At 71.7% G+C, this 23,750-nt stretch carries 20 protein-coding genes; 10 read left to right on the forward strand and 10 right to left on the reverse strand.

From position 1 onward, the window contains the following. Positions 1-3: 3 nt before the first annotated feature. The 3 genes from AB0I52_RS07135 to recQ all read left to right on the forward strand — a co-directional run bounded on the left by AB0I52_RS07135 (position 4) and on the right by recQ (position 5,449). A complete protein-coding gene (locus AB0I52_RS07135) occupies positions 4-1,599 on the forward strand; it encodes an NADH-quinone oxidoreductase subunit M (RefSeq protein WP_363069739.1) in 1,596 nt (531 codons plus the stop codon). Continuing rightward, complete coding sequence (gene nuoN, locus AB0I52_RS07140) at positions 1,596-3,260, forward strand: NADH-quinone oxidoreductase subunit NuoN (RefSeq protein WP_363069740.1); 1,665 nt, start codon at positions 1,596-1,598, stop codon at positions 3,258-3,260. Before AB0I52_RS07135 ends, nuoN begins: the two co-directional genes overlap by 4 nt. A 173-nt stretch (positions 3,261-3,433) precedes the next feature. Beyond that, on the forward strand, positions 3,434-5,449 hold the full coding sequence (gene recQ / locus AB0I52_RS07145; RefSeq protein ID WP_363069887.1) for a DNA helicase RecQ: 2,016 nt from the start codon (positions 3,434-3,436) through the stop codon (positions 5,447-5,449). Between the two features lie 28 nt (positions 5,450-5,477). Here recQ and AB0I52_RS07150 read toward each other — a convergent pair whose 3' ends face one another. The 5 genes from AB0I52_RS07150 to AB0I52_RS07170 form a co-directional block, all read right to left on the reverse strand. Then, positions 5,478-6,086 (reverse strand): Uma2 family endonuclease, encoded by a 609-nt coding sequence (locus tag AB0I52_RS07150; RefSeq protein ID WP_363069742.1) that lies wholly within the window; start codon positions 6,084-6,086, stop codon positions 5,478-5,480. A gap of 86 nt (positions 6,087-6,172) precedes the next feature. Beyond that, positions 6,173-6,865, reverse strand: coding sequence for a GPP34 family phosphoprotein (locus tag AB0I52_RS07155; protein ID WP_363069744.1), 693 nt, complete (start codon positions 6,863-6,865; stop codon positions 6,173-6,175). Continuing rightward, on the reverse strand, positions 6,862-8,091 hold the full coding sequence (fahA, locus tag AB0I52_RS07160) for a fumarylacetoacetase (RefSeq protein WP_363069746.1): 1,230 nt from the start codon (positions 8,089-8,091) through the stop codon (positions 6,862-6,864). The genes AB0I52_RS07155 and fahA overlap by 4 nt, the downstream gene beginning before the upstream one ends. A 159-nt stretch (positions 8,092-8,250) precedes the next feature. Next, entirely contained in the window at positions 8,251-10,245 is a 1,995-nt protein-coding gene (locus AB0I52_RS07165) for a CocE/NonD family hydrolase (RefSeq protein ID WP_363069748.1), read from the reverse strand. A 9-nt stretch (positions 10,246-10,254) separates the two neighbouring features. Continuing rightward, complete coding sequence (locus AB0I52_RS07170; protein ID WP_363069750.1) at positions 10,255-11,754, reverse strand: peptide MFS transporter; 1,500 nt, start codon at positions 11,752-11,754, stop codon at positions 10,255-10,257. A gap of 156 nt (positions 11,755-11,910) precedes the next feature. Here AB0I52_RS07170 and AB0I52_RS07175 point away from each other — a divergent pair, with 156 nt between their 5' ends. The 5 genes from AB0I52_RS07175 (at position 11,911) to AB0I52_RS07195 (ending at position 17,221) form a co-directional block, all read left to right on the forward strand. Further along, positions 11,911-12,921: a polyprenyl synthetase family protein gene (locus AB0I52_RS07175; protein WP_362960536.1), complete on the forward strand. Its 1,011-nt coding sequence runs from the start codon at positions 11,911-11,913 to the stop codon at positions 12,919-12,921. A gap of 220 nt (positions 12,922-13,141) precedes the next feature. Next, the gene (locus tag AB0I52_RS07180; RefSeq protein ID WP_363069752.1) at positions 13,142-14,374 is read left to right on the forward strand and encodes a DUF2092 domain-containing protein; all 1,233 of its coding nucleotides are present in this window, start codon (positions 13,142-13,144) and stop codon (positions 14,372-14,374) included. Between the two features lie 183 nt (positions 14,375-14,557). Beyond that, a complete protein-coding gene (locus AB0I52_RS07185; RefSeq protein ID WP_363069754.1) occupies positions 14,558-15,559 on the forward strand; it encodes an ABC transporter ATP-binding protein in 1,002 nt (333 codons plus the stop codon). Further along, positions 15,546-16,436: an ABC transporter permease gene (locus AB0I52_RS07190; protein ID WP_363069756.1), complete on the forward strand. Its 891-nt coding sequence runs from the start codon at positions 15,546-15,548 to the stop codon at positions 16,434-16,436. The genes AB0I52_RS07185 and AB0I52_RS07190 overlap by 14 nt, the downstream gene beginning before the upstream one ends. Before the next feature lie 197 nt (positions 16,437-16,633). Further along, entirely contained in the window at positions 16,634-17,221 is a 588-nt protein-coding gene (locus AB0I52_RS07195; protein ID WP_363069758.1) for a TetR/AcrR family transcriptional regulator, read from the forward strand. A gap of 83 nt (positions 17,222-17,304) precedes the next feature. Here the strand turns inward: AB0I52_RS07195 and AB0I52_RS07200 are convergent, their stop codons facing one another. Beyond that, on the reverse strand, positions 17,305-17,925 hold the full coding sequence (locus AB0I52_RS07200) for a TetR/AcrR family transcriptional regulator (protein WP_363069760.1): 621 nt from the start codon (positions 17,923-17,925) through the stop codon (positions 17,305-17,307). Between the two features lie 171 nt (positions 17,926-18,096). Between AB0I52_RS07200 and AB0I52_RS07205 the strand changes: the two genes are divergently transcribed. Next, on the forward strand, positions 18,097-19,242 hold the full coding sequence (locus tag AB0I52_RS07205; RefSeq protein WP_363069762.1) for an NAD(P)/FAD-dependent oxidoreductase: 1,146 nt from the start codon (positions 18,097-18,099) through the stop codon (positions 19,240-19,242). A gap of 11 nt (positions 19,243-19,253) precedes the next feature. On the opposite strand, the gene AB0I52_RS07210 is transcribed toward AB0I52_RS07205, so the two are convergent. Then, positions 19,254-20,060: an HAD family hydrolase gene (locus tag AB0I52_RS07210; RefSeq protein WP_363069764.1), complete on the reverse strand. Its 807-nt coding sequence runs from the start codon at positions 20,058-20,060 to the stop codon at positions 19,254-19,256. A 284-nt stretch (positions 20,061-20,344) separates the two neighbouring features. Here AB0I52_RS07210 and AB0I52_RS07215 point away from each other — a divergent pair, with 284 nt between their 5' ends. Continuing rightward, positions 20,345-20,947 carry a hypothetical protein gene (locus tag AB0I52_RS07215; protein ID WP_363069766.1) on the forward strand — a complete coding sequence of 201 codons (603 nt, stop codon included), beginning with the start codon at positions 20,345-20,347 and terminating at the stop codon, positions 20,945-20,947. A gap of 153 nt (positions 20,948-21,100) precedes the next feature. Here the strand turns inward: AB0I52_RS07215 and AB0I52_RS07220 are convergent, their stop codons facing one another. From AB0I52_RS07220 to AB0I52_RS07230, 3 genes are all read right to left on the reverse strand, one after another. Next, positions 21,101-21,550 carry a VOC family protein gene (locus AB0I52_RS07220; RefSeq protein ID WP_363069768.1) on the reverse strand — a complete coding sequence of 150 codons (450 nt, stop codon included), beginning with the start codon at positions 21,548-21,550 and terminating at the stop codon, positions 21,101-21,103. Positions 21,551-21,615: 65 nt separating this feature from the next. Then, positions 21,616-22,263 (reverse strand): class F sortase, encoded by a 648-nt coding sequence (locus AB0I52_RS07225; protein WP_363069770.1) that lies wholly within the window; start codon positions 22,261-22,263, stop codon positions 21,616-21,618. Next, a complete protein-coding gene (locus AB0I52_RS07230; RefSeq protein ID WP_363069772.1) occupies positions 22,260-23,708 on the reverse strand; it encodes a hypothetical protein in 1,449 nt (482 codons plus the stop codon). The genes AB0I52_RS07225 and AB0I52_RS07230 overlap by 4 nt, the downstream gene beginning before the upstream one ends. Positions 23,709-23,750 lie beyond the last annotated feature (42 nt).

Below are 23,750 nucleotides of genomic sequence, written 5' to 3' on the forward strand. Positions count from 1 at the left end.
CACATGTCCTTTCCCCTCCTGACAGCGACGGCGGTGCTCCCGGCGATCGGCGCGATCGCCACCGCCGCCGTCCCGGCCGCACGGCGCACCGCCGCCAAATGGCTGGCGCTGCTCTTCTCGCTGGGCACCCTGGTGCTCGCGGGCATCGTGCTCGCCCGCTTCGAACCCGGCGGCAGCCGCTTCCAGCTCACCGAATCGCACGCCTGGATCAAGGACTTCGGCGTCCGGTACGAGCTGGGGGTCGACGGCATCGGCGTGGCGCTCCTGGCGCTCACCGCCCTGCTCATGCCCTTCATCATCCTGGCGGGCTGGCACGACGCCGACCCCCTGGAGAACCAGAGCCGGCGCTGGCGGCCCACCCAGGGCTTCTTCGCCCTGATGCTGATGACCGAAGCGATGGTGATCCTCTCCTTCGAGGCCACCGACGTCTTCGTCTTCTACATCCTGTTCGAGGCCATGCTCATCCCGATGTACTTCCTCATCGGCGGCTTCGGGGACCGGGCCACCTCCTCCGCGGCCGCCGCGGCGGCGGGCGGCGGCGACGAGAACGCCGCGGCCCAGCGCTCGTACGCGGCGGTGAAGTTCCTCCTCTACAACCTGGTCGGCGGCCTCATCATGCTGGCCGCGGTGATCGGGCTCTACACGGTCGCGGGGACGTTCTCGCTCTCCGAGATCGCCGAGGCCCGCGCCAACGGCACGTTCTCCATGGCGACCAGCACCGAGCGCTGGCTCTTCCTCGGGTTCTTCTTCGCCTTCGCGGTGAAGGCCCCGCTGTGGCCGCTGCACACCTGGCTGCCCAACGCCATGGGCGAGGCGACCTCCCCGGTCGCCGTGCTGCTCACCGCGGTCGTCGACAAGGTCGGCACCTTCGCGATGATGCGCTTCTGCCTCCAGCTCTTCCCGGAGGCCAGCAAGTGGGCCACGCCGGTGATCCTGGTCCTGGCGCTGATCAGCATCGTGTACGGGGCGCTGCTCGCCGTCGGCCAGCGCGACATCAAGCGGCTGATCGCCTACGCGTCGATCTCGCACTTCGGCTTCATCGTCCTCGGCATCTTCGCGATGACGAGCCAGGGCCAGTCGGGCGCGACGCTCTACATGGTCAACCACGGCATCTCGACGGCCGCGCTGATGCTGGTGGCGGGCTTCCTGATCACCCGGCGCGGCTCGCGGCTCATCGCCGACTACGGCGGAGTGCAGAAGGTGGCGCCGATCCTGGCCGGCACCTTCCTGATCGGCGGTCTGGCCACCCTGTCGCTGCCGGGGCTCGCCCCGTTCGTCAGTGAGTTCCTGGTCCTGGTCGGTGTGTTCTCCGCATATCCGGTGGTCGGCGTCATCGCCACCACCGGCATCGTGCTCGCCGCGATCTACGTCCTCGTCCTCTACCAGCGGACGATGACGGGACCGGTCAAGGCCGAGGTCCAGGGCATGGCGGACCTCAGGGTCCGTGAGCTGGTGGTGGTCGTCCCGCTGATCGCACTGCTGATCTTCCTGGGCGTCTACCCGAAGCCGCTGACGGACATCGTCAACCCGGCGGTGCAGCACACCATGTCGGACGTACAGAAGAAGGACCCCCAGCCCGAGGTGGAGGCCGCCAAGTGAGCGCAACAGCTGTCCACAGCCTGTGGACAATGGCGGGCGGGGTGACATCGGCCGCCCCTGACGAGAAGTTCAAGGCGCCGGTCATCGAGTACGCCCAGCTGACCCCGGTCCTGATCGTGATCGGAGTCGCCGTCCTGGGCGTGCTCGTCGAGGCCTTCGTGCCGCGCCGGGCCCGCTACCACACGCAGGTCTTCCTCACGGTCGTCGCCCTGGTCGCCGCGTTCGCCGCGGTGGTCGGCCTCGCGGCCGACGGATACGGCACGACGAAGGCGCACATCGCCGCGATGGGGGCCGTCGCCATCGACGGGCCCGCCCTGTTCCTCCAGGGCACCATCCTGCTGACGTCGCTGGTCGCCGTCTTCACCTTCGCCGAGCGGCGGCTCGATCCCGCGTCGCACGGCAACCACGTCGACTCGTTCGCCGCGCAGGCCGCCTCGGTCCCCGGCAGCGACAGCGAGAAGGCCGCGGTCAAGGCCGGGTTCACCACCACCGAGGTCTTCCCGCTGATCCTCTTCTCGGTGGCGGGCATGCTGGTCTTCCCCGCGGCCAACGATCTGCTGACGCTCTTCGTGGCCCTGGAAGTCTTCTCGCTCCCGCTCTACCTCCTGTGTGCCGTCGCCCGCCGCAAGCGGCTGATGTCGCAGGAGGCCGCGGTGAAGTACTTCCTGCTCGGCGCCTTCTCCTCGGCGTTCCTGCTCTTCGGGATCGCCCTGATCTACGGGTACGCGGGCTCCGTCTCGTACGCCCGGATCGCCTCCGTGGTGGACGGCTCCATCCAGCAGATCGACCCGGCACTCGCGGACACCATGGGCAACGACGCGCTGCTGCTCATCGGCGGCGCGATGATCCTGACCGGCCTGCTCTTCAAGGTCGGCGCCGTCCCCTTCCACATGTGGACCCCGGACGTCTACCAGGGCGCCCCGACCCCGGTCACCGGCTTCATGGCCGCGGCCACGAAGGTCGCCGCGTTCGGTGCGCTGTTGCGCCTGCTGTACGTGGTGCTGCCGGGCCTCACCTGGGACCTGCGGCCGGTCATGTGGGGCGTCGCGATCGTCACGATGCTGGGCGGCGCGATCGTCGCCATCACCCAGACCGACATCAAGCGGCTGCTGGCCTACTCCTCGATCGCGCACGCCGGCTTCATCCTGGCCGGTGTCATCGCGGCCACGCCGGAGGGCATCTCCTCGGTCCTCTTCTACCTGGCCACGTACTCCTTCGTGACGGTCGGCGCCTTCGCCGTCGTCACCCTGGTGCGCGACGCGGGCGGCGAGGCGACGCATCTGTCGAAGTGGGCCGGGCTCGGCCGTCGCTCGCCGCTGGTCGCCGCGGTCTTCGCGGTGTTCCTGCTGGCCTTCGCCGGTATCCCGCTCACCTCGGGGTTCGCCGGAAAGTTCGCGGTGTTCAAGGCCGCGGCCGACGGCGGCGCCGGCGGACTGGTCGTCGTCGGTGTGATCTCCTCGGCGATCGCCGCGTTCTTCTACATCCGGGTCATCGTGCTGATGTTCTTCAGCGAGCCGAAGGCGGACGGCCCCACGGTCGCCGTCCCGTCCCCGCTGACGATGACCACGATCGCGGTCGGTGTCGCGGTCACGCTGGTGCTGGGCCTGGCCCCGCAGTACTTCCTGGACCTGGCGAGCCAGGCGGGAGTTTTCGTGCGGTAGTGCGAAGGGGCACCACCGCTGGAACAGCGCCGGACGGGCTTGTGAGTCAAGCCCGTCCGGCGCTGTCGTAGGCGGCGCCTATCGTGGCAGGGGAGAGCAGGGACGGAACGGGCCGGATACCGGGGGACAGAGCGATGAGCGGGACGGGCGGGACAGGCGTGACAGATGTGACCATGGATGTGGCCGAGAGCGATGCGCGGCAGACGCTCCACCGGGTTTTCGGGTACGAGACGTTCCGGGGCGAGCAGGAAGCGGTCGTCGACCATGTGGTGGCCGGCGGGGACGCCGTCGTGCTCATGCCGACCGGTGGCGGCAAGTCGCTCTGCTACCAGATCCCGTCCCTGGTCAGGTCCGGTACGGGCATCGTCATCTCGCCGCTGATCGCCCTGATGCAGGACCAGGTGGACGCCCTGCGGGCGCTGGGCGTGCGGGCCGGATTCGTCAACTCCACGCAGGACCTCGACGAGCGCCGCTCGATGGAGGCCCAGTTCGTGGCGGGCGAGCTCGACCTGCTGTACCTGGCCCCGGAGCGGCTCCGGCTGGACTCCACCCTCGGCCTGCTCTCGCGCGGTGAGATCTCCGTCTTCGCCATCGACGAGGCGCACTGCGTCGCCCAGTGGGGCCACGACTTCCGGCCCGACTACCTGGCCCTGTCCGTGCTGGGTGAGCGCTGGCCCGACGTACCGCGCATCGCGCTGACGGCGACGGCGACCGCGGCCACGCACCAGGAGATCACCCAGCGCCTGGGCATGCCCGACGCCAAGCACTTCGTGGCGGGCTTCGACCGGCCCAACATCCAGTACCGCATCGTCCCCAAGGCCGACCCGAAGAAGCAGCTGCTGTCCTTCCTCAAGGAGGAGCACGCCGGGGACGCGGGCATCGTCTACTGCCTCTCGCGCAACTCCACGGAGAAGACCGCCGAGTACCTCTGCCGCAACGGCATCGAGGCCGTCCCGTACCACGCGGGTCTGGACGCCGGCACCCGAGCGCGCCACCAGTCCCGCTTCCTGCGCGAGGAGGGCCTGGTCGTCGTCGCGACGATCGCCTTCGGCATGGGCATCGACAAGCCGGACGTGCGCTTCGTCGCCCACCTCGACCTGCCGAAGTCCGTCGAGGGGTACTACCAGGAGACCGGCCGGGCCGGCCGTGACGGCGCCCCCTCCACGGCCTGGATGGCCTACGGACTCCAGGACGTCGTCCAGCAGCGCAAGCTCATCCAGGGCGGCGAGGGCGACGAGGCCTTCCGCCGCCGGGCCGCCTCGCACCTGGACTCCATGCTGGCCCTGTGCGAGACCGTGCAGTGCCGGCGGGCCCAGCTGCTGAAGTACTTCGGCCAGGAGCCGACCACGGCCTCCTGCGGCAACTGCGACACCTGCCTGGCCCCGCCCGAGACCTGGGACGGCACGGTGGTCGCCCAGAAGCTGCTGTCCACGGTGGTACGGCTGAAGCGGGAGCGCGGGCAGAAGTTCGGCGCGGGCCAGATCATCGACATCCTGCTGGGCCGCAAGACGGCGAAGATCATCCAGTTCGACCACGACCAGCTCTCGGTGTTCGGCATCGGCGAGGAGCTGGCCGAGGCGGAGTGGCGGGGCGTGGTCCGGCAGCTGCTGGCCCAGGGCCTGATCGCCGTCGAGGGCGAGTACGGCACGCTGGTGCTGACGGAGGAGAGCGGCTCGGTCCTCGGCCGGGAGCGCGAGGTGCTGCTGCGCAAGGAGGCCGCGAAGCCCGCGTCGCGCTCCTCGAAGGGCGACCGGAAGGCGAAGTCCTCGGTGGCGGTCGCCGAGCTGCCGGAGCAGGCCGTCCCGGTCTTCGAGGCGCTGCGCGCCTGGCGCGGAGCCCAGGCCAAGGAGCTGGGCCTCCCGGCATACGTGATCTTCCACGACGCGACGCTGCGCGAGATCGCGACGCTGCGTCCGGGTTCGACCGCCGAGCTCGGCGGTATCAGCGGCCTGGGCGAGAAGAAGCTCGCGACGTACGGGGACGGGGTGCTGGAGGTGCTGGCGTCGTTCGGCGACGCGCCCTCGGAGGCCCCGGAAACGGCCCCGGCCCCGGCCCCTGCCCCTGCCCCGCAAGCGGCCCCGGCCCCCGCCCCGGCGGCCGTACCCGCACCTGCCGTGGCACCCCGCTCCACCGTCCGGGACGCCGATCCGGAGTTCGGCTGGGACGAGGAGCCGCCGGAGTTCGACTGAGCCGGGGGCGCGGCGGGCGGCGGACGGTCTACTCGGAGGCCGCCGTCCGGCGGAGGGAGACGATCGCGGTCAGGTCGAGGTCGACGGCGAAGGGCGCGGACACCTTCATTCGGTCGCGGAAAATTCCGGTGGAGGTGTAGGCCCCGGTCGCCGGCTCCAGCTCGAAGACGTAGACGACCGCGCGGCCGTCCTGGTTCTCCACCCGCCAGTAGTGCGGGATCTTCGCCCGCGCGTACTTCACGGGCTTGGTCTCCCTGTCACGCGTGACGGACTCGGCGGACACGACCTCGATCGCGAGCAGCACGCTGCTCGCGGGGAACCGGGTCTGCCGCAGACTCTCGACCGCGTCGGCGCGGACGACGACCACATCGGGTTCGGGCCGGTTCCAACGGTCGATGTCGATCGTGAACCGGGCCACGACCTCCAGGTGGGGCGGCGCCGAGGACTGAAGCCACCGGCTCAAGTTGCTGACGGCCTGTGAATGGAAAACGGTCTGAGGAACCGCGAACACCAGACTGCTGTCGATCAGCTCCGTATGCGGAGGTAGATCCGGAAGCATGTCCAGGTCATCGGAGGTCCATCCGCCCTCGGGCGGAACCGGCCACCGCGGCTCGGCGGGCGGGGGTCCGGCGTTCATCGGTACTCGCATACGAAGGAGTCTCGTGTTCCGGCCGGCCCATACGCCGGCGACGGGAGCCAGGACCCTCCCAACGCGTGAGCGGGTCACGCGCCGTTGACCGTCGTCCCCCGGGCCGCCCGCCGCACCCGTTGCCCGCCCCCCGACTGGTTCGCCCTGTCGCGGCGGACGTTGCGGTGCACCGCGTGGGCCGGCCACTGTTCGCGGATCAGGTGGCGCATCGCGGCGCGGCTGGTCCGGTCCGTGCCGACGAAGCGGGACAGGCCCGCCGCCGAGACGAGCGCGGCGAGGGCCCGGCTGCGGTGATCGGGGAAGCCCGCCCGCTCGGCGGCGGCGAAGCGTTCGCGGACCTGCGCGGCCAGGTCCTTCGCCACCACCGGGTGGCGGTGGTACGGCAGCAGGCCGAGGAACCGGTGGGTCTCCCGGCGCAGGACGCCGCGCTGCACGAGGGAGTCCAGGTACAGCCCCGCTACCTGCCGGCCCGCCTGCCGCACCAAGCGCGTGGCCGATACGCCCGAGCCACGCCGGCCCTTGCCGGGGGCCGGCAGGCTCCGGGTCAGCGTGGCGAGCAGCGGGTCCGGCGGCTCCAGTGGTTTGACCAGCTGGGCCTGCCCGCGCTCTTCGGTGATCCACCCCTGGAGCTCCAGCTCGGCCAGGGCCGCCCCGGCCGTCGCGTACTCCAGGAAGCGGTTGCGGCAGTACGGTCTGCCGCGCTGCGGGTCCAGCGCGAGCAGCAGCAGTTCCTCGGGCAGCGTCGGTCCGGGCGGCGGCGGGGTCATGGCGCGGGGACGATCCGTCCGGTCACTTCGCCGAGACCGACCCGGATGCCGTCCGGTCCCGGTGCCCAGGCCGTCAGTGTCACCGTGTCGCCGTCCTCCAGGAACGTCCGCTTGCCCTCGGGGAGTTCGAGCGGGTCTCGCCCGTTCCAGGTGAGTTCGAGCAGCGAGCCGCGCTGGGCCGGCTCCGCGCCGCTGATGGTGCCGGAGCCGTACAGGTCGCCGGTCCGCAGCGAGGCGCCGTTGACCGTCATCTGCGCCAGCTGCTGGGCGGCCGTCCAGTACATGGTGGAGAACGGCGGCTCCGCGACGACGTGGCCGTTGATCGCGACGGAGAGCCGCAGGTCGAATCCGCCGGGCTCCTCGTCGTCCGCGTCGTCGAGGTAGGGCAGCAGGGGGAGGTCACGGGCCGGCGGAGCGGTGCGTGCCGCGTCCAGGGCCTCCAGCGGCGTCACCCACGCCGATACGGACGTCGCGAACGACTTGCCGAGGAAGGGGCCCAGCGGGACGTACTCCCACGCCTGGATGTCCCGCGCCGACCAGTCGTTGAGCAGCGACAGGCCGAAGACGTGCTCGCGGAAGTCGGCCAGGGCGACGGACCGGCCCTGCTCCGATCCGACGCCGACGACGAAGCCGACCTCGGCCTCGATGTCCAGCTTCACGGACGGGCCGAAGACGGGCGCCGGGTCCGTGGGGGCCTTGCGCTGGCCGGAGGGGCGCGCCACGTCCGTACCGGAGACCACGACGGTGCCCGCGCGGCCGTGGTAACCGATCGGCAGGTGCTTCCAGTTGGGGGTGAGCGCGTCGCCGTCCGGGCGGAAGATCCGGCCGACGTTGGTGGCGTGGTGCTCGCTGGCGTAGAAGTCGACGTAGTCCGCCACCCGGTAGGGCAGATGGAGCGTCACGGAGTCCACCGGGTGCAGCAGCGGCTCGATGTCCGCGCGGTGGGCCGGGACGGTCACCCACGCGGTCAGCGCCCGGCGCACATCGCTCCAGGCGGTGCGGCCGGCCGCGAGCAGCGGCATCAGGCCGGGCTGGGCCAGCAGTTGCGCGTACGGCGAGCCGAGGGCCAGCGCCGCCGCCCCGGCGTCCAGCACATGGCTGCCGATGCGGACGCCGACGCGTCGTTCTCCGGGCCGGTCGGGGGCGGAGAAGACGCCGTACGGAAGGTTGTGCGGACCGAAGGGATCGCCCTCGGCCAGATCGAGCGGGCTGCTCTGTTCGGGCATCTGTTGCTGCCTCGCTTTCCAGGTCGCTTGGGGGACACGTTACGTCGGGGGCGTCACCCGGCGGCAGAGCCCCAACCACCCCCCTATGCCCGGAAAGTGCCGCTGTATCCCCGCGCGTCCGGAGGAACGCGGGGACACCGCGGGGATACGGCGGAACGGTCAGCCGGCGGTGCGCGGGATGCGTTTCTCCCAGGTCCGGTGGAAGACGACCTCGCCGCCGTCCTTGCAGACCACCTCGTTGGAGGTGATGAAGTCGCTCGCGTCGGCGGAGATCTCGGAGCGCGTCTCGATCAGCACGTCCCACGCCATCTCCGGCCGGTGCAGCCGGATGGTCCAGTCGGAACGGGTGCGTGCGGAGAGCGGGTCGTTCTCCTGGATCGTGTACGTCTCGACCGCGTCCTCGGTGAATTCGAGGCCGTCCGGGTAGACCCGGGTGCCGCCGTAGCGCGGGTCCACCTCCATCCGCCACTCGCCCTTGGCGACATCGCGGATCACCAGGCGCTCGGGGCGCTGCTCGTCGAGGGTGGCCGGGTGGACGACGCCGAGCGGCTCCGACTGCTCCGGCTCCTCGAAGTGGATCGCGGGGTCCTCGGTGTGCCGGCGCACCGGCAGTTCGACGAGGCTGCCCGCGGCGTCCAGGGTGAAGCCCGCCGAACCGGCCTGCGGCCAGATCCAGGGCCAGTACGAGGAGGAGACCGCGAGCCTGATCCGGTGGCCGGGCGGGAAGGTGTGCCCGATGCCGTTCAGCTCGAACGCCACGTCCTCGGTCGCCCCCACCGGCCAGTCCTCGGCGCGGTCCCGGCCGTGCCGGGCGGCGAGGTTGAGGACGCCGCGGGTGACGAGCGTGGAGGAGCCGTCGGGGGCGACGTCGCAGAGCCGGGCGATCGCCTGGCCGCGCGGCACGTCCATCCGGATGCGCAGCCGCACCCGGGGGCGGCCCAGGATCTCGATCGGGGCGTCCTCGACCGGGAACTCGAAGCACACCGACTTGGCGTCCTCGTCGCGCTGGTCGGGCGGCAGGTCGGCGTCGTTGCCGAACGGGAAGAACCGGCCCGCGTCCACCCCGGTCTGCTGCGGTGAGTCGACGGTCTGCGGCCCGCCCTTGAGGGCGTACGCCACCGGCGCGACGTTCTCCGACGGCCAGCTGGTGTCCCCGACCCAGCGGCCGGGCAGCGTCTCGTACACCGTGGCGGGCCGGTGCGACTCGCTGATCCAGGACCGCAGCAGCGGCTCCGACATGACGCCGGTGTCCTTCTCCTTCAGGTGCTGGTCCCACCAGCGCAGCGTCTCCTGGAGGAAGCCGATGCCGGGCCCCGGCGGCAGACCGCGGTCGGGGTACTGGTGCGACCAGGGCCCGATCAGCCCGCGGACCTTCGCCGGGTCCAGGTGCTCCACGAGCCGGAGCACGGTGTCGCGGTACGGGTCGTGCCAGCCGCCGACCGCGAGGACGTTCGCCTTGATGGCGGAGTAGTCCTCGCAGACGCTGCCGTGCTTCCAGTAGTCGTCGCGGGTCTGGTGGGCCAGCCAGGTGTGGATGAAGGGGTCGACCGCTTCGAGCCGCTCCAGCCACATGTCCTTCCACGCGGCGCCGGCCCGGGCCGGGTCGGGCGGCCGGCAGACGAAGGCCAGCATCGTGGCGGCCCAGGCGTGCATGTCCACGGCGAGGACCGAGCCGCCCATGTAGTGGACGTCGTTGTCGTAGCGGTCGTCCGCCGAGCACACGGTGACGATCGCCTTCAGGGGCTCGGGCGCGAGCGCGGCGATCTGGAGGGAGTTGAAGCCTCCCCAGGAGATGCCGAACATGCCGACCCGGCCCGAGCACCACTCCTGCTGGGCCAGCCAGTGGATGACGGCGACGCCGTCCGCGAGCTCGGTCGCGTCGTACTCGTCGCCCGGCAGCCCCTCGCTGTTGCCGTGGCCGCGCACGTCGACGCGGACCGAGGCGTAGCCGTGGCCCGCGTACCAGGGGTGGCGCTGCGCGTCGCGGGGCGCCGTCCAGTCGCTCAGCCGGTAGGGCAGGTACTCCAGCAGGGCGGGCACCGGTTCGTCGGTGACCGGCCGCCAGATCCGGGCGTACAGCCGGGTTCCGTCCGGCAGCGGGATCCGGATGTCCTCGTGGGTCGTCTCGTACGGGAATTCGGTGCGGATGCGCATGGGGGTACCTCAGTGGACGGGGTGCATGGTGCGCTTGAGCCAGGGGGCGGCGGCGACGACGGCCACACCGGCCGCCACCGCGATAGCGCCATTGACACCGAAGTAGGCGGGGTTGGAGACCTCGCCGTACAGCTTCACGATCTGGGCCTGGATTCCGTTGGCGAGGGCCAGGGAGAGGAACCAGAGCGCCATGGTCTGGCTGGCGAACGCCTTGGGGGCGAGCTTCGTGGTCGCGGACATGCCGGAGGTCTCCAGCAGGATGTCGCCGAGGCCGAGCAGCAGGTACGAGCCGACGATCCACCAGGCGGCCATCTTGTAGGTGTCGTCGGAGTGACCGGAGGTCGGCAGGACCATCAGCAGGAACGAGAGCCCGCCCAGGATCACCCCGATCGCGATCTTGTTGGACGCGTGCGGCTGGCGCGGGCCCATCCTCGCCCAGACGGCCGCGACCACCGGGGCGAGTGCCACCTCGAACGCGCCGAGCGCCGAGGCGTACCAGGAGGCCGGGAAGTGGAAGCCGAGGATCTCCGTGCGGGCGTTCGCCGACGCCAGCAGCATCATCGTCGAGTACGCCTGGAAGAGGATGAAGTTGAAGACGACGGAGGCCAGGAACAGCACCACGTACGGGCGCAGCCTGCCGCGCTCCTCGGCGCTGACCCGGGGGCTCCTGAACATCACCACGAAGTACACGACCGGTGCGATCACCGAGATGAGGGTGAGCAGGTCGACGAAGCGGTCCATGGTCAGCCAGCCCGCCAGCGCCAGTGCGGTGGCGAGTGCGGCGACCACGACGACGCCGATGACGATGAGCCGGACGGCCCGGCGCATCGGCGCGGGGGCCAGGGCGAATTCGGCGGCGTTCTTACGCCCGGCCAGGTGACGCCGGCCCAGTACGTACTGGATCAGGCCGATCGTCATGCCGAAGGCGGCGGCCGAGAAGCCCCAGTGCCAGCTCGCGTGGTCACCGAGCCAGCCGGTGATCAGCGGGCCGAGGAACGCACCGATGTTGATGCCCATGTAGTAGAGGGCGAAGCCGGCGTCCCGGCGCTCGTCCTCGGTGCGGTAGAGCTTGCCGACCATGGTGGCCACATTGGGCTTGAGCAGGCCCGTTCCGGCACTGATCAGGCCGAGGCCGACCCAGGTCATGGCGTCGGTGGGCACCGCCATGGAGTAATGCCCGACGGCGATGAGGATGCCGCCGTACAGGACGGCGCGGTACGAGCCGAGAATCCGGTCGGCCAGCCAGCCGCCGGCCACCGAGACCAGGTAGACGAGGGTGCCGTAGGCGGCGGAGACGGACGCGGCGGTACCCGCTTCCATCCCCATGCCGCCGTTGGCGACGGTGTCGGCGAAGTAGAGGACCAGGATCGCCTGCATGCCGAGGAACGAGAACCGCTCCCAGACCTCCAGGCCGGACAGGGTCATCAGACCCCGTGGCTGGCCGAAGAAGGCGTGGTCGTCGCCGGGCGGGGGCTGGGAGGGTTCGGTGTCGGTGGCGGTGTGGGACAAAGGGACAACTCCTGATCGTATGAGCTGATCCCGAACATACCGGCGGTGGCGGGAAGGCGCCCACGGTGATCCAAAGGGGACCGGATACGCTGACTTGAGTGATGACAGCGACACATCGACATTCCGTGTGATCGTCAGCAGACAGGAGATCCCCTCGTGACCGTCGTCGGGCCGTTCGGACTGAGCGTGCGGGACCAGGCCCTTGAAGCCGGTGTCCAGGCCGGTTTGGCTGCTGTCGAGTCGGGGCTGCTCGATGCGACCAAGAGCGAGGTGCCCTTCATCACCGAGGCCGCGCAGCACCTGGTGCACGCGGGGGGAAAACGGTTCCGGCCGCTGCTCGCGATGCTGGCGGCCCAGTTCGGTGACGCCGACGCCCCGGGCGTGGTGCCCGCCGCCGTGGTCGTCGAGCTGACGCACCTCGCGACGCTGTACCACGACGACGTGATGGACGAGGCCGACGTACGGCGCGGGGTCGACAGCGCCAATTCCCGCTGGGGCAACTCGGTGGCGGTGCTGACCGGCGATTTTCTCTTCGCGCGCGCGTCGCACATCCTGGCCGACCTCGGCCCCGAGGCGGTGCGCATCCAGGCGGAGGCGTTCGAGCGCCTGGTCACCGGCCAGATCCTGGAGACCGCGGGCCCGCGCGACGGCCGCGACCCGGTCGACCACTACCTTGAGGTGATGCGCGGCAAGACCGGTTCGCTGGTCGCCGTGGCCTGCCGGTTCGGCGCGATGATGGCCGGTGCCGGCGATTCGGCGACCGACACCCTCACCCAGTACGGCGAACGGCTCGGCGTCGCCTTCCAGCTCGCCGACGACGTCCTCGACATCGCCTCCGACTCCCACGAGTCCGGCAAGACCCCCGGCACCGACCTCCTCGAAGGCATCCCGACGCTGCCCGTGCTCCGTCTGAGGGCGCAGGCCGAGGCCGACGGCAAGCCGGACGACCTGGAGCTCGTCGAGCTGCTGGACGGCGACCTGACCGACAGCGGACGGCTCGCCGAGGCGCTGCGCCGGCTGCGCGCCCACCCGGCGCTCGACCAGGCCCGGCGCGACACCATCCGGTACGCCGAGGAGGCGCGGGCCACGCTGGCCCCGCTGCCCGGCTGCTACGCCAAGTCCGCGCTGGAAGAGATGTGCGACGCCGTGGTGCACCGCGCGGGCTGAGCCCCGGTCTGCTGGCTGTCCCCTAAGGGTCGGCGCAGCGACAGCCCCGCGGTGTCATACCGAAGAGGTACGAGGAGTTGCTCCCCCGGGCTGACGCTTCGGGCCGCCCGTTTTGGTCAGATGGAGGACAACCACTCCTGACCAAAACGGGTGAGAATGGCGGCACGGAGTGGACGAGTGCATCCGGACGGAAGCCGCCGACCACGGAGGTAGGGCACACATGGCACCGAACGACAGCGCAGGGACCAACGGCACGGCCCCGCACGGCACCACGGGCACCGTCGCAGTCCGCCGGAAGGCGGTCCGCTACATCGTCCCGGTAGCGGTGGCGGGCGTGGCGGCCGCGACGATCGGGCTGGTCCCGGCGCTCGCGAGCTCGGGCGACCCCGATCTGCCGGAGATCAGCGCACAGGAACTCATCGAGAAGATCGCCGCATCGGACACGCAGCAGCTGTCCGGCACGGTGAAGATCAGCACCGACCTCGGCATCCCGTCGCTGGGCGGACTGGCCGGCTCCTTCATCCCGGACGGCGCGGGGGACAAGGGCGCGGCGAGCGCCGACCCGCAGGCGAAGCTGACGGAGCTGGCGTCCGGCACGCACACCCTCCGGGTGGCCGCCGACGGCCCCGACAAGCAGCGGGTGTCCATCCTGGACAACGCGTCCGAGTACAGCCTCATCCACAACGGTGACCAGGTCTGGGCGTACGACAGCAAGTCGAACGCGGTCTACCACGCCAAGGAGAAGGCGGGGGACGCCGCGAAGCGCGGCGAGCACCCGGCCCCGGACGGCGTACCGACCACCCCGAAGGCCTTCGCCGAACAGGCCCTCAAGGCCGCCGACGGCACCACGTCCGTGAAGGTCGGGGGCACCGCGCAGGTCGCGGGCCGCGATGCGTACCGGCTGGTCATCAAGCCCGAGCAGAGCGGCTCCACGATCGGTTCGATCACCGTCGCGGTGGACGCGAAGACCGGGGTACCGCTCAAGTTCACGCTCCAGCCCAGCAGCGGTGGCAAGGCCGCGATCGACGCGGGGTTCACCTCCGTCGACTTCGGCAAGCCGGACGCGTCCTCGTTCTCCTTCACCCCGCCCAAGGGCGCCGAGGTCACCGAGGCCGACAGCGCCGGAAACCACGAGAAGGCCGGGAAGGCGCAGAAGGCCGAGGGCGCTCTGAGCGAGCTCAAGGGCCTGAACGTGATCGGCGAGGGCTGGAACAGCATCGCCGAGATCAAGGCCCCCGGTGGCAAGGGCCTCCCGTCGAAGGCGTCGGGTGACGTACCGGCCGAGGCGCAGGATTTGCTGGGCTCGATGGGCGACAAGGTCACCGGCAAGTTCGGTTCGGGCACGGTCTTCAAGACCCGCCTGGTCAACGCGCTGATGACCGATGACGGCCGGGTGTACGTCGGCGCGGTCACGAAGGACGCGCTGGTGAAGGCGGCGGACAACGCCGGCTGAGAAGCCCGTGGGGGTGACCCGGCAGTCTCTGTCACCCGACACCACCGCCAACGCGTGCACCGAGCATCCGCCCCGCCGTAGCCTCCGTACGGCGGGGCGGACGCGATCCGCGCCCGCTGCCGCGCATCCGCTCCGGCGAACCCGTTCGGCGAGTCCGTTCCGGCGAACCCATGGGGAGTACGCATGACCGAGACCGAGCCGGTGACCGGCCCCGGGACCGTGAGCGGTCCACGGCCGACGGCGGAGGCCGCCCCCGTGATCGAGACCCGGGGCCTGACCAAGCGGTACCGGGGCGGCCAGCTCGCCGTCGACGGGCTCGACCTCACCGTCCCCGGCGGCAGCGTCTTCGGCTTCCTGGGCCCCAACGGCTCCGGGAAGACCACCACCATCCGGATGCTGATGGGGCTGATCGACCCTACGTCCGGCACGGCACGGGTCCTGGGCCGCCCCATGCCGGACGCGGCCCGCACCGTGCTCCCGCACGTCGGGACGCTGATCGAGGGGCCCGCGCTGTACGGGTTCCTGAGCGGCCGGGACAACCTCGTGCGCTTCGACTGCGCCGACCCGACCGCCGATCCGCGCACCCGCCGCGCCCGCGTCGCCGGCGCCCTGGAGCGGGTCGGCCTGGCCGCCGCGGGCGGCAAGAAGGCGCGGGCGTACTCGCTGGGCATGAAGCAGCGGCTCGGCCTGGCCGCGGCCCTGCTCCGGCCGCGCCGGCTGCTCGTCCTGGACGAGCCGACCAACGGCCTGGACCCGCAGGGCATGAGGGAGATCCGCACCCTGGTCCGGGAGCTGGCGGCCGAGGGCACCACGGTGTTCCTCTCCTCCCACCTGCTGGACGAGATCGAGCAGGTCTGCACGCACGCGGCGGTCATGGCACGGGGCCGGCTGCTCACCCAGGGCCCGGTCGCCGACCTCGCGGCAGGAACCCGCGGCCGGCTCGCCGTCACCACCCCGGACCCGGCCGGTGCCGCCCGCGTCCTGAAGGAACACGGAGTCACCGGGCTCACCGTCGACGGAGACCGGGTACGGGCCGACGCCCCACCGGGCTCCGTGGAACTGTCCGACCTGAACGCCGCCCTGGTGCGCGGCGGAGTCCGGGTCAGGTCCTTCGGCGTCGAACGGGCCTCCCTGGAGGACGCCTTCGTCGCGCTCACCGGAGAGGGATTCGATGTCGCAGGCTGAACAGGTACGCGAGGAGGCCCGCCCGCTCCGGCGCAACCCGCTGTGGACGCTCGGCATCCTCCGCTCCGAACTGACCACCACCCTGCGCCGTTGGCGCACCGTCGCCCTGCTCGGGGTGCTGGCGGTCGTCCCCGTACTGATCGGGATCGCGGTCCGGATCGAGACGGCGAACGGCTCCTCGGCCGGTCCCGGCGAGGGCGGGGCCGGGCCCGCGTTCCTCTCCCAGGTGACCAACAACGGCCTCTTCCTGGTCTTCGCCTCCCTCGCCGCCACGCTCCCGGTCTTCCTCCCGATGGCGGTGGGCGTCATCGCGGGCGACTCCGTCGCGGGCGAGGCCAACGCGGGGACGCTGCGCTACCTGCTGGTCGCGCCGGCCGGGCGGACCCGGCTGCTGCTCGCCAAGTACGCCACCACGCTGGCCTTCTGCCTGATCGCGACCCTGGTCGTGGCGGCGTCCGCGCTGGCCGTGGGCGCGCTGCTGTTCCCGGTCGGCGACGTCACGACGATCTCCGGCACCCGGATCGGCTTCGGTGAGGGCCTGTTCAGAGCGGCGCTGGTCGCGGTGGCGGTCGCGGCGTCACTGATCGGCTTCGCGGCGCTCGGACTGTTCGTCTCGACCCTCACCAACAGCGGCATCGCGGCCATGGCGGCGACGGTCGGGGTCCTGGTCACCGTGCAGATCGTGGACACCATTCCGCAGTTGCACGGGATTCACCCGTACCTCTTCCCGCACTACTGGCTGTCCTTCGCGGACCTGCTGCGCGCCCCGGTCTACTGGGACGACCTGGTGAGGAACCTGGAGCTCCAGGGGCTGTACGCGGTGGTGTTCGGCTCGGCGGCCTGGGCGCGTTTCACGGCGAAGGACATCACGGCCTGACCTCGGCCGGGGCTCTCACCCGTACCGCCGGCCGGGCGAGCCGTCCCCCGATCGGCTCGTCGCGGCACGAACGGCACGAACGGTGCGAAGGGTGGGAACGAGCCGACACGGTACGTTCCGTTTCCGCCTGAGCATTGTTCGACTTCTGGCGACGGGCTGTCAACAACGATGGGCACGAACGGCCCTATGCTCACCGAATGATCACATCGCCGAGTTCACTGCGCCGCAGCGAGAGCTCACGCAGGGCGACCCTGGAAGCCGCCCTCGACCTCTGTACGGAGAAGGGCTACGGCCGCGTCACCGTCGAGGCGATCGCGGCGCGGGCGGGTGTCAGCAAGAAGACGATCTACCGCTGGTGGCCGTCGAAGAGCGCGGTGCTGCTGGAGGCGTTCACGGAGGCGCTGGTCCAGGCCAACCCGTCCATCGACACCGACGACATCGCCGCGGACCTGCGGACCCATGTGACCGGTGCGGTCGGCGTGCTGTCCGTGCCGCCCTACGGGCCCGCGTACGCCGGGATACTCTCCGAGGTCCACCACGACGACGAGCTGGCCGAAACGGTCCGCACCCAGCTGATCGAACCCCGCTTCGAAGAGGTGGTCGCCCGGCTGCGCGTCGCTCAGGAGCGGGGTCAGATCCCGCCGGGCGCCGATCTGCGGCTGGCGGTGGAGATGCTGTACGGCCCGGTCTACTACCGCCACGTGCTGCGCAAGCCGATGCAGGACGCGGAGGCGGTGGCGTCGCTGGTCGACCATGTGCTGCGGTCGCTGGGCGCGGTCACGTAACGACCTGGTGCGCGATAGGGAGCGGACCAGGTCGTAAGAGCTCGCGCGACCCCTGGCGGATCAGGGCCGGCCCGGCCGGCGGGTCAGCCCTTCCGGGGCTCCGCGGCCGTGTCCCCGGAGTCGGGCTGTGACGACTTCCAGCCGTACGTCAGCAGATCGAACACCGTCTCCACGGAGGCGCGCGGATCGTTTCCGGCCATGGCCAGGGCCGGGACCTCCAGGACGAACCGTGCGAGCGCCGAGCACGCGAGGTCATCGGCCTCCCGGCCGAGTTCCTCCGCGATCACGGCGCCGAGCGCGCCCGCGTGCCGCATCCACATGCGTTCCCAGTACTCGCGCAGCGCGGGCGTCCCGTCCACCAGTGCGGTGAACCGGTCCCGACGCGGATCCGACGCGACCCGCACCCACGACGTCAGGGCGTGGGCGCGGAGCGCTTCGACCACGTCCTGGCCCGGGGGCCGATCGCGGACGGCGGCGGTCAGCGCGGCCTCGACCTCCGCCTCGCGGTCGAAGACCAGGGCCTCCTTGCCCGGGAAGTGCGCGAAGAGGGTCGTCGTCGAGACGTCGGCCCTTTCGGCGACGTCACGGACGCTCACTCGTTCGAATCCGTGCTCCAGGAACAGTTCCAGAGCGGCGTCGGCGATGGCCTGCCTGGTCGCGGCCTTCTTGCGCTCGCGGCGGCCAACGGTCGGAGTGTCGGACATGGTGCCCACCGTACCCCACAGCTGGAACGAAGCAGAAACTGTAACGGTTGCAGTTATGTACTCGTTCCTGCTTTGCTGGGTACCGACAGGGGTTGCCGCCGATCCGGCCGCGACACCGGAGACCGCCGCGCCGTGGCGTCGCCGCGACCCCGCCGACGAGGGGAATCCACCATGAACAGTCCGACACCCGCCGACGCCCGCATAGGCGTCATCGGCGCAGGCCCGGGAGGCCTCACCTGCGCACGCATCCTCCAGCGGCACGGCATCGCGGTGACCGTGTACGACCGCGATCCGGACCGGACCTCCCGGAACCAGGGAGGCTCGCTCGACCTGCACGAGGAAGACGGCCAGCTCGCCCTCCGCGAGGCCGGCCTGCTGGAGGAGTTCTTCGCGTTCGCCCGGTTCGAGGGGCAGGAGATGCGCCGACTGGACCCGGCGGGGGGCGTCATCGCCCACCACGTTCCGGACGAGGGCGAAACGGCCCGCCCCGAGATCGACCGCGGACAGCTGCGCGACCTCCTGCTGCGCTCGCTCGCACCGGGAACGGTCCAGTGGGGACGCGCTCTCGAGTCCGTGAGCGGACCGGCCGGCGGCCCGCGCACGCTGACGTTCACCGACGGGACGGCCGTCGAGGCCGATCTCGTCATCGGCGCGGACGGCGCCTTCTCCCGCGTCCGCACCGCGGTGTCGCCCGCAGCGCCGCACTACACGGGGGTCGGCTTCCTGGAGGCGCGGTTCGACGACATGGAGACCGCGCACCCCGAGCTCCGCGAACTGGTCGGGAAGGGCAGCGCCCACGCCGCCGACGGAGAGCGGGGCCTGTTCGCGCAGCAGAACAGCGGCGGCCACCTGCGCGTCTACATCATGCGGCGCGTCCCCGTGGACTGGATCGCCGCGACGGGACTCCGCCCCGAGGACACCGAGGGCATCCGCGCGCAGCTGCTCGGCGAGTACGCGGGCTGGTCACCTGAGGTGCTCCGGATGATCACCGACAACGACGGCCCCTACGTCGACCGCCCGATCCTCGCCCTGCCGGTGCCGCACACCTGGGAGCACTCGCCCGGCGTGACGCTCCTCGGGGATGCCGCACACCTCATGCCGCCGCTGGGCGTCGGCGTCAACCTCGCCATGCTCGACGCCAGTGAACTCGCGCTCTCGCTCGTGCGCTCCGCCACCGTCGACGACGCGGTGCGCGGCTACGAGGAGACGATGCTCCCGCGCTCGGCCGACGTGGCGCGGATGCTCGAAGGCGGCGCCGAATTCCTGCTGGCCGTGCCCGGACCCGGCGAGGAAGGGCACGGTCCGGGCCGGCCCTGACGGGCGCCGCGTCAGCCGAAGACCCGCTCCAGGACGACCGCGACCCCGTCGTCCTCGTGGGACAGGGTCACCTCGTCCGCCGCGGCCCGCAGGAGCGGATGGGCGTTGGCCATCGCCACCCCGTACCCGCAACTGCGGAACATCGGCAGGTCGTTCGGCATGTCACCGAAGGCGATCGCGGTGGCCGGGTCCAGCCCCAGGTGCTCGGCGACGAGCGCGATCCCGGCGCCCTTGTCGATGCCGTACGGCTGGAGCTCGACCGTGCCCGGCCCGGACAGGGTGACGGTCGCCAGATCCCCGACGGCCGCGTGGGCGGCGGCCGCCAGCGTGTCGTCGTCGAGCTCCGGATGACGGATCAGCACCTTGATGACCGGAGCGGCCCACAACGCGTCGCGGTGGAGCGTCCGGAGGGCCGACAGCGGGGGGCGCGGCATGGGAAAGCCCGGCTCGATCAGGGTCCGGCCGTCGACCCCGTCCTGGTCCACCGCGGCGAAGACCTGCCCCACCTGGGCCTCTATCTTGCCGAGCGCGGTGGCGGCCGCCTCCCGGTCCAGGCCGACCGCACGGATCATGCGCCCGGCCCCGGCGTCGTACACCTGCGTTCCCTGCCCGCAGACGGCGAGCCCCCGGTACCCCAGCGCGGCGAACAACTCCCGTACGGCAGGCACCGGTCGGCCGGTGGCCACCAGGTGGCGGGCCCCGGCGGCAGTGGCGAGGCCGAGCGCGGCGCGGGTGCGGGGGCTCACGGTGGCGTCGCTGCGCAGCAGGGTGCCGTCCAGATCCGTGGCGACGAGGGCGTAGGCGGGTGGGAGAGGCATGGGGCAAGCCTAGGCCGTGTCCCGCTGTGCGGCGCTGACCTGCGGCGATGGTCCGGCATGGGGAGCCACCGCCGGTCGGGCACAGCACGGTCTAGGGTCGTGTCATGCCCCTGCCTGCCGTTCCGAAGCAATCCACGCTCGGGGAAGAGCTCTCGTTGCTGCGTCGGCGTCGGCGCACGCGTCGGCGCCGGCTCGTCACGGCTGCCGGAGCCGGTCTCTGCGTGATCGCCGGCGGCTTGTGGCTTCCCCTGGGCGCCGGGCCCGAACCGGGCGACCATGCGCCCATGGCCGTATGCGCCATCGGTACCACCGCACTGCGCGCCGACGTGGACGCGGACGGGCACCTGGACGAGATCCGCGACCTGAACCGCGATGGTGCCGGCTCGGTGGTCTTCCGGAGAGACGGTCACCGCACCACTGTCGGCATCGGCGATGCCCGCGGGTTCTGGCAGAAGCTGCGAGGCGCACCGAAGGAGGACATGGCGACCCGGGGAACCTTCGGCGACTTCGACGGTGACGGGTACCTCGATCTGGCGCTCTTCTACACTCAGCGCGACGCGGGCGACGGCATGCGGGACAACATGCTGGTGCATGAGGTGCACTACGGGCCCCTCGCCCGCGACCTGAGCAGTGACCGGACCGGCACCATCCGTATGGGTGAGTCGGCGTTCGTGTACGGGGTGTGGGTCACGGACACCGACCACGACGGCCGCGCCGAGCTGCAAGTCTTCCAGTCGGCCGGGGACGGCATGGCTGCCCGCCATATCGGTCGCCAGAGCGGCGGCGGGATCTCTGTGAGCAACCGGGAGGCCGACGCCTACGCAGGGTCGGACTGGCCCGAGGCGGAGCTCGGGCGGCTCGACTTCCGTGCCTGCCCGGCTGGTTAGCCCGCTCGGCCAGGTGCGGCGCGGGCGAGCTGCGGTGCCACCTGAAGCAGTGTGTCCGGCAGTCCGGCGAACTCGACCGGACGCGCCCACCGGGTCCGTCGGTGTGGCCGTCACCGACGACGGCCCGAAGCCGATCGGCCCCGCCCCTCCAGGTCACTGCACGCAGAACTCGTTGCCCTCCGGGTCGCTCATCACCGTCCAGGTCCCGCCCGGCTCCGCCACCTTGCGGAGCACCCGCGCGCCCACCCGCTCCAGTCGGGCCACCTCCGCCTCCCGGCGGTCCGGTCCGGCGTGCACGTCCAGGTGGAGGCGGTTCTTCACCGTCTTGGGCTCGGGGACGCGCTGGAACAGCAGGCGGCGTCCGAGGCCCGTTCCGCTCTCCGGCTCGTACGGGTCGTCCGGGTGCCGGGCGGCCGCGAGGTCGAGCCAGGCCTTCCGGCCGTGCGCGGTCGTCGTGAGCACTTCCGGTACGGCTCCGATTCCCAGGAGGCGTTCGACCAAGGGGCTGTTGTCCTCGATCTCGTAGCCGAGGGCATCGGCCCAGAAGCCCGCCTGGGCGTGCGGGTCGACGGCGTCGATGACGATCTTCCAGTCAAGGGGCATGACGCCATTCTTGCTCGTACGACTCGACGGTGGAGTCGAATTGGTGTTCGGGTGCAGTGGAGTTCTCAGGCCGCCCGGACCGACGCGAGCCGGGCGAAGGCCACCACGTTGGACTGGTAGCCGCCCGCGCTGCGGTCGTAGGCGCCGCCGCAGGTGAGCAGGCGGAGCTGGGCGTCCTTCGTCGGCCCGTAGACACGGGTGCTGGGGAAGTCGCTCTTCTCGAACTCGTCGATCGCGTAGATGCGGAAGGTCGCGACCTTCCCGTCCGCGCGGTGTACGTCGACCCGCGCGCCGGGTCGCAGCGCGTCGAGTCCGGCGAAGGCGGCCGGGCCCGTGGGTGTGTCGACGTGGGCCACCACGATGGCGTTGCCGGGGGAGCCCGGCGGCACGCCGTCCCGGTACCAGCCGGCCAGGTTGCGGTCCGCCGGATCGGGCACGCCGAGCTTGCCCCCGCTGTCCAGGGTCAGGTCCACCAAGGGTGCGCTGACCCGGAGTCCGGGGATGTCGATACGGACGGGGCGGGCGGCGGGCAGGGGCGCCGCCGCCGTGGACGCGGGGCCGGACCGGGGGGCGGCCCCGGTGCCGGGCTCCGCGAGGGGGGAGCCCAGCAGCAGGACCAGCGCCGCCGCGGCGGCCGGGATCAGCCCGGCCGCCCCGGCCGGGCGCGGGAACGACCGCCGGGGCGGCCGCTCCCGCGGGAGGCGGGTGCTCAACCGCGCCGGCGCCGCGCGGTGCGGAGCCCGCCGACAGCGGCGGCGACGGCTGCCAGCAGCCCGGCCGCGCCGATCGCCGTACCGGGACCGGAGAGGCCGTCGGAGCCGGAGCCGGTCAGCGCGGTGGAGCCGTCACCCGCGTCGACCGGGCCGTTCGGCAGGGGTGCGCCGCCGTTGCCGTGGCCGCCGCCGTGCCCGCCGCCGTGACCGCCGCCGGGCGGGGTGGGCTTGGGGTGGTGGGGGTGCGTGGGGGAGGGCGACGGGCCCGGACCCGTGTCGGCGGTGATCCGGCTGTGGCCCGTGGCGCTCACGCCCGTACCCACCGGACCGTCGGTGCCGTCGACGGTGACGGTCAGTTCGGTCGTCACGTCGAGCCGTCCGGTCGGCGCGCCCTCGGCCGCGGCCAGGGTGAACGCGGCCCCGGCCTTCCCGCCCGGCTCCAGCGTGGCGCCCGCCCGGAGGTTGGTCCGCAGTTCTCCGGTGAGCGATCCGTCCGTCTGCCGGGTCAGGGGGACCGCGGAGCCCTCGGACACGACGGTCAGCTGGTCAGGTTGCAGCCCGGCCGGTCCCTTGAGCGTCAGGCGCGTGCCGATGCCCTGGTACTCGGGGCCGTCCGCCGGGTCGCTGTAGGAGGCGTCGGCCGGACGGGGGCCGTCGCCCGCCTTGATCTCCTCGGGGACCGTGAGCGCCGCCGACGCCCGGCCGGTGACGGCGAAGTCCCAGGTGGTGCCCTTGGCGGTGATGTTGTCGACGTACGTGTTCAGCGTGCCGTTCGGGTCGCCGAGCCGGCCGATGTTGGCGATCACCCCGTACGCCCCCTCGCACGCGGTGACGAAGTGCGACAGCGGGGCGTCCCCGCCCGCCGGGATGCCCGCCACCGCACGCGAGGTCCGCATCACGGAGTCGCCGGTGAGCCGGTACTTCTGCCAGGTGTCCGGCTTCAGCGCCGCGCCCTGCGCGTCCGTGTTGTTGCCGGGTTCGAACGACAGGGTGGTGAAGCCCCCGCAGGACGCCGGGAGCTGGAGGTTGGCGCCGATGTTCGTGACGCTGGAGCCCTCGGACGCCGTGTACGCCCAGTACGAGACGCCCGCGTCCAGCAGCGGCTGGATCGGTTCGGGCGTCCAGGTCGCGTTGAAGTAGTGGGCGGCCTGGGCCTGTTGCCCGGCCGCGATGGCGAGGCGCAGGCTGCCGTTGAGATGGACCGGGTCGGGCTTCGGGGAGACCACCTGGACCCCCGGGTCCCGGTCGGGGGTCGTTTCCTGGAGACGGAGCCAGGGGCCGTCGGGGCCGAGCCCGTCCTGATGGACGGTCACCACCGTGTCGTCCGCGACCGCGGTGGGAGCGATCCCGCAGGCGAGGACGGACACGGCGGACAGGGCGGCGGTGGCGGTCGCGGTACGCAGGAGCGTCCGGGACGTCCCGGACGTGCGCAGGGGTCGGGTCATAACATGTGAGGAAAATATAAGCAGCGGGTCATCCGGGGGACG

Origin of the sequence: Streptomyces sp. NPDC050423 (assembly GCF_040655445.1) — a bacterium.
GTDB lineage: Bacteria > Actinomycetota > Actinomycetes > Streptomycetales > Streptomycetaceae > Streptomyces.